The sequence below is a fragment of the Acidiphilium sp. JA12-A1 genome (assembly GCF_000724705.2).
Classification (GTDB): Bacteria; Pseudomonadota; Alphaproteobacteria; order Acetobacterales; family Acetobacteraceae; genus Acidiphilium; species Acidiphilium multivorum.
In genome coordinates, this window is sequence record NZ_JFHO01000200.1 from 1 (window position 1) to 945 (window position 945).

Below are 945 nucleotides of genomic sequence, written 5' to 3' on the forward strand. Positions count from 1 at the left end.
GTGTATTGCGCCTGGCCGGAGGGGTTGGTGACATCGGCATAAAGGGCGGCCAGCGGCGCCAGGGCGGCCAGCATGGTCAGGGCGGTGACGGCAATTGCGAGAGTACGCATCCGGGATAACTCCTTTTCATGATGCGGGGATCGATCCCCGCCTTGGCTCCGGAGGTGGCGATGCGGCGGCGGCGGCGGAACGTGCCGGTTCTGCCTAAGACTAATTCCGTTCACGCATGGAACGGGGGCGCGGGTCAGTGCCCGTCGTGGTCGTCGTCATGGTCGCCATCGTGGTCGCCGGCGCGATCTCCATCGTGATCGTCGTCGTCGAACCGGTCGTCATCGTCGGCATGCTCGTCGTCCGGGGCATAGTCCGGGTATTGATAGATGGGGCCGTAGGCCGGACCGTAGCCGGCGCCGTAACCGTAGGGCGCGCCGTAGCCGAAGGATGGCGGGGCATAATAGGCGGAGCCGCGTCCTGTGCCTGAAATCCGATGGACTTCAGTTTAGGGACATTAATGCTGCGCTTCGAGCCGGTGGATCCGGTTCAGCTGATGCTGGAAGACCGCCCGGCCGCCGGATTGCGGCGCTGACGCCGAGGCCGAGGTGTATTGCGCCTGGCCGGAGGGGTTGGTGACATCGGCATGGGCGGCCAGCGGCGCCAGGGCGGCCAGCATGGTCAGGGCGGTGACGGCAATTGCGAGAGTACGCATCGGATAACTCCTTTTCATGATGCGGGGATCGATCCCCGCCTTGGCTCCGGAGGTGGCGATGCGGCGGCGGCGGCGGAACGTGCCGGTTCTGCCTAAGACTAATTCCGTTCACGCATGGAACGGGGGCGCGGGTCAGTGCCCGTCGTGGTCGTCGTCATGGTCGCCATCGTGGTCGCCGGCGCGAGTCTCCATCGTGATCGTCGTCGTCGAACCGGTCGTCATCGTCGGCATGCTCGTCGTCC

Annotated in this window: 2 protein-coding genes; one reads left to right on the top strand and one right to left on the bottom strand. The window is 65.7% G+C overall.

All coding sequences use genetic code 11. The features are described from left to right. Positions 1–247 precede the first annotated feature (247 nt). Positions 248–478 carry a hypothetical protein gene (locus tag RT91_RS22375; RefSeq protein WP_205408996.1) on the top strand — a complete coding sequence of 77 codons (231 nt, stop codon included), beginning with the start codon at positions 248–250 and terminating at the stop codon, positions 476–478. Between the two features lie 27 nt (positions 479–505). Here RT91_RS22375 and RT91_RS19275 read toward each other — a convergent pair whose 3' ends face one another. Continuing rightward, positions 506–703, bottom strand: coding sequence for a hypothetical protein (locus tag RT91_RS19275; RefSeq protein ID WP_035187972.1), 198 nt, complete (start codon positions 701–703; stop codon positions 506–508). Positions 704–945: the final 242 nt, after the last annotated feature.